Annotated in this window: 3 protein-coding genes and 1 tRNA gene; 2 read left to right on the forward strand and 2 right to left on the reverse strand. The window is 33.7% G+C overall.

Features of this window, described 5'->3' with window-relative positions:
* Positions 1-16 precede the first annotated feature (16 nt).
* A tRNA-Leu gene (locus tag ACTQ45_RS13460) sits at positions 17-100 on the forward strand.
* A 1142-nt stretch (positions 101-1242) separates the two neighbouring features.
* Here the strand turns inward: ACTQ45_RS13460 and ACTQ45_RS13465 are convergent.
* The gene (locus ACTQ45_RS13465; RefSeq protein ID WP_441764027.1) at positions 1243-1413 is read right to left on the reverse strand and encodes a hypothetical protein; all 171 of its coding nucleotides are present in this window, start codon (positions 1411-1413) and stop codon (positions 1243-1245) included.
* A 658-nt stretch (positions 1414-2071) separates the two neighbouring features.
* Positions 2072-2443, reverse strand: a complete 372-nt coding sequence (locus ACTQ45_RS13470; protein WP_441764028.1) for a hypothetical protein — start codon at positions 2441-2443, stop codon at positions 2072-2074.
* Between the two features lie 25 nt (positions 2444-2468).
* Here ACTQ45_RS13470 and ACTQ45_RS13475 point away from each other — a divergent pair, with 25 nt between their 5' ends.
* Complete coding sequence (locus tag ACTQ45_RS13475) at positions 2469-2609, forward strand: hypothetical protein (RefSeq protein WP_441764029.1); 141 nt, start codon at positions 2469-2471, stop codon at positions 2607-2609.
* The last annotated feature ends 2356 nt before the right edge of the window (positions 2610-4965 follow it).

Below are 4965 nucleotides of genomic sequence, written 5' to 3' on the forward strand. Positions count from 1 at the left end.
AAAGCATATCATTAATGCCGGTGTGGCGGAATTGGCAGACGCGCTGGACTCAAAATCCTGTGCCCTCACGGGCGTGTCGGTTCGACCCCGACCATCGGTATCAGCTTGGCAGTTTCTCACCCACATGAGAAACTGCTTTTTTTTATGCTTTTATTATGGCTGTAAAACTTTGAGAGTTGATGGATATAGAAAGTATAAATAGGGTTATTATCCTTTATTGATTGGTTTCTATCATAATAGATTCAGGCCAGTTGCGCTATATCTCAAAACAGCAGCTTTACTGCCAGTAGCCGATGTCCCTCCACATTCACTATAATCTGGTTCAGCAGTAGCATATGGGATTGTTTCATTGAGATGTCTATTTCGTCTAATATATATACTGCGTCCTCAGCGTCAAAAACGTACTTTGCCCCCGTATCATCAACAACATATACGTCATCTCCATTTTGTGTGTTATATACTTCTCTAAATTACTTTCAGATACTAGAGATCCCTCTTGAGCATAAACAAATTTATTTGAGGATAATAAGAGATTGACAATATGAATGACCATTGAAAATAACGACATTGTTTCATATTTAATTCTTCCTTTACAACCAAACAAAATAAACGATATATCTTTTTACTATCGATATAATTATAAAAAGTTTATTTTAGATTATACCATGACATGTTTAGAAGAAAATAAAGATAAGCCACTGTATTCAAAATTAGTAGAGAGTTATCATACAGAGGATGTTAAAGAAAAATGTAATCGTCAATTACAATTTTAGATTTTGCTAAGTAGAATTTTACACTTTTGTTAGTTAAATATTTTTTTGTTTATTTTTCATGAGATAGCTATCAGCGTCCATTTGAATGACTTCTACACGGAGTAATAAACGGTCTAAAATCGCTGGGATAATGCTTTAACCGCCCATTAGCTCATTCAATTGGTCGGGAGCTTTATTGAACGTTAAAATAACCGAAGGTTGTTCATAGAAATGATTATTAAGTTGAAAAAAGCTTGGCTTTATAGAAATCCATCGCTAAGCACATTAAATGATTGATAATGTCTAAACCCACACTTCGAACGCGTTTTAAATGGATTTGTGACTGTCGTGTACATAACTCTGTTTCTAATACAGACGTCAGCTCGTCCATGGTAATGTAAAAAATTGATAAGCGCGTTGAATGGCCTCCAAGCCCAGCCACACACTCAAGGCTGGTTTACCGACTCTGGGTGGATCCAGTAAGATTAAATTAACCAAATTTAATGTCGCAAGTTGGTTTAGTTGGCGCTGGGAAAGAGGACACATCAAAGCTGGATAAGGGGTTACGGTAAAGATAATGAGCCCGTTTTAATCGCCGTTGAATCCCTTTAGCTTCACATTGTTTCCATTCAAAATACTTTATTTCCATTAATAATTTCATATGGGTCCAAGAATATGTCTCAGCTTGCCGCAATAGTTGCGGTCAAAGCTGTGACATTTCCGCTAAACGCAGTTGTTTAATGAGGCTTAAATTACTTCAACCGATTGACTTATGCTTCTTCTCCCGCTTCTAAAATCGCAGTATAGGTTTCCGTCGAACGGACGGTGACGTCATAGTGTGATCTAGAAGGCCATGGCTTCTGTTCATCTTGGCCACATTGGTCTGTTGCGTTAAAGTCTTATGGTGTTCAAGGTGCTTGGCCATGTTTTTCATATCATTGGTACTCCATAACTTCCGTTCATAACAGCCCTGAATGGGCTTGAGCGTCAGTGGGTGATTTGATTCGAGTAAAGCACATGAATAATCTGAAATTTGTCTCGCCGATACCGTTGGTATTTCGTTAAGAGCTGGATCATAAAGGTTTGAGTCATTTCATCTGCAGTGAAAGCCTGATAGACCTGTTGCTTCAATCCTTTAATCTGTTAAGAACGGTCACGTTTATGGCTGATTTCTGATTAGCTTGTCTCTTAACATAACACACGGAATGGGAAGCAATGCCTTCAAGGGTTTGAGGATGGATTAAATGTCATTCATTTTCAGAAACGTCAATCAATACACGCTTATTTGGTCAGGCCTGGTAACTCGCTAAAGGAAGAGACTAACGATTGTTTTGATAGACCACCGTATTGTCCTTGTGGCTAAATCTTGATATGCTTGCAGTGTAAGTGCTTTCGAAAGAAGGCAAGGAGAAGGCTGGAATTAAGTGTTGTTTTTCAAGGGCATATACTTTTTCGGGTCTATTTTTAGTGACTTCATGAACCCAACGGTTCCCTTTTCGTTCTAACCGCGCTAAAAGATAGTCAAGCAAATTATCAAGGATGACATAAATGCGACTATCTGCAAAAGTCTGCTTGATATATTTCTCACATTTTAGATTTTTTCTTTGGAGCACAAAAGCAACGACATTGGGATTTGATAAAGGGAATGGAGGTCTGATTACTTTGCCAGTTGTATTACCAACAAATTTCACAAATGTAATACTATTTCAAATGAGAATGATTGCAGTAATCATGAGTTATAAATTAAAAAGTGATCAAGTACAGACATTTGTGTATGCAACTTTAGCTGGAGCTTCAGTTTCAAATATTGTGAAGAAATCTGGAATTGTTATTGGAAACAAAATGATGTTTGCTTGAGTAAAAATAGTTCCAGGAAAAGTGTTGACGAAAATCGATCAAGCAGTTAGTTTTAGATTACTTACTAAGTTTGGAATTAAAAGAGCAGTTAACCTTTGGAAAGCAGTATAGGTTTGCTGGCGCATTTGTTGGAGGTGCTTTTGCTTGTGTTTCACAACAACCATAGGAGTGTTCGTCGATAGAACTTTTTTAAAAGTGGGCTTATTGTAGGGGGAATTATTATTTCAAGAGACTATCAAACTCAACAATAATGGGTTATAACGAATATATCCATTACAAGACAATTTGTTTAATGAGCGTATTTTCTTTTAATCAGTCTAAAATGGATAAAACACTTTTAGTGTCATACTGTTTAGAATGGAAGACACTGCGTATTTTAAATTAACCACTAATGATAAATATATATATATCAAGGGAATCGACTTTATATTAAAGGATAAAAACAAAAGTTTTAATGAAAATTTGAGTTTTAGGTAGGTGAAATACTAAAAGTAGATTGTGATTATAAATGTTCAAATGAAAAATATAATATATTAGTTCATGTCGTCAGTCGTCTAAATTTATACATGACACTTTATCTATCTTGATGGGAGTATTAAACTGTTCAAACAATAAGGGGAAATTTTCCCAACTCAATGCGTTAAATTGATAACGTGCGGCTCTTTGAATCCAGCGTATAAGGACAAAGTTATTTTGCAGAAATGAATGACTATAAGAAAAGTGTAAAAGTACTGATTGTTACCAAGACGATATAAAATAAATTAGAAAAAAGTAAATATATCTATTCTAAAATCTAAACTATAAAAATTGTTGTATAGTTTACGAATTTCTATATTGTGTGGATCGCAAATAATGGCATTGTTTTTTGAACGTAACAAATCAGACAATGGTTAATGTAACCCTAAGATCATTTTATCAATGGAATAACCCAAAAAATTTTGCTGTGTATTCATAAGACGTTAGATTTTGAGACTCGTCCCAAATGATAATTAAATTATGTGTTTCTAGACATGACTCTTAGGAGAAGAGGTTAAGTTAATAGGCGCTTTGCTTAAATGGTTAATTTCGAACCGACTTATATTATTCACTGCATCGAAAGATTATATTAGAGTGTTCACATAGCAAACCATCCACGTCGAATTCCTCACTAACTCAACGTTAAATTTTATATAACTAATTTACATTAGACAAAGTAGATATGTTATCTATAGAGAAAAAGTCATTGACGATTGTGTTGAAAGTCTAACACGAGTGAGATAAGTGTGGATAATAAACAATTCAAGATTTATCCACAATGATATAGGCAAAAGTACTGAGTGAAACTAAACATAAAAAGGAATAGTATATTTAAGTCAACGGTATTAAGCTAGCCTTTATGTATAATTAATTAAGTGGAGTTTATAATAGTTGCAAATAAATAAAAGCGATATTGTATGGTAAATGAATAACTGTGAAACAAAATCTCGTGATTTAGAACCACGGGAGACTTTATCAGTCTTTAACTTATTTTTAAATAAAAGAGAATCCAATGTAAACAGAATTATATATGAGCGCAGAGTTAGGATTTAAAAAAACGTTGTTTAAAATATATAAGGTTTCCACACAAGACAACAAAAGACTTTGTAAATAAAATTATTTAAAGATGGAATTTAAGTATAGTTGGCCCAGCATGTAAAACATAAGTGTTAAAGTTTTTGAAAAATAATCGATGATAAAATTTTTTTTATCGTAAGTATAGGTAAAATGAATAGAGCAGGTCAACTTATTCGAAAAAATCAACAATGTTAAATATAAAATCGTTTCTAAAAAGAATAATTTAAGTTTTTTACTGGCGAATTTGAAGTGATTTAAATTTATCCAATCGAAGTGCCGCATTATGTCAGATTAAAAAGGGAAAATAAGACAATAAAATTTAAGATGAAAACTGCGTCAGTATAAGTTTGTTAATTAAACTGAATAAAAATATTAAGAAAAGCTTAAAAAAGGTTTGACAGAATGATTGCTTCCATGTTATATTATTTCTTGTCGTCACGAGGCGATAAACAACTCCGAAAGCGAAAGTTAAGTCGGAAGTGTCAGTTTAAAAGTTGAAAACTTTCTTTGAAAAGTTCTTGACATTAACTTAAACGACATGTTATTATAAAGACCTTGTTGTTGTGAGAACTACAAACAAGCGAGCGAGTGAAAAATTAAGTTAAAGAAAAAGTAAAAGTATTCTTGACACCAAGAAGTAACTCGTGTTATGATATAGAAGTTGTCGCGGTAAGGAACGAAGCGTTTCCAAAGTGACACAAAGCTCATTGAAAACTAAACAAAGATAAACACCAAGATGTGTAAGAGTTTATTGGCTACGGCT

The sequence above is a fragment of the Fundicoccus sp. Sow4_D5 genome, assembly GCF_052116365.1.
Lineage (GTDB): Bacteria > Bacillota > Bacilli > Lactobacillales > Aerococcaceae > Fundicoccus.

Coding starts and splice junctions, on each gene's coding strand:
- ACTQ45_RS13465 (WP_441764027.1), bottom strand. CDS start 1,413: ATGAAATTATTAATGGAAATAAAGTATTTTGAATGGAAACAATGTGAA.
- ACTQ45_RS13475 (WP_441764029.1), top strand. CDS start 2,469: ATGATTGCAGTAATCATGAGTTATAAATTAAAAAGTGATCAAGTACAG.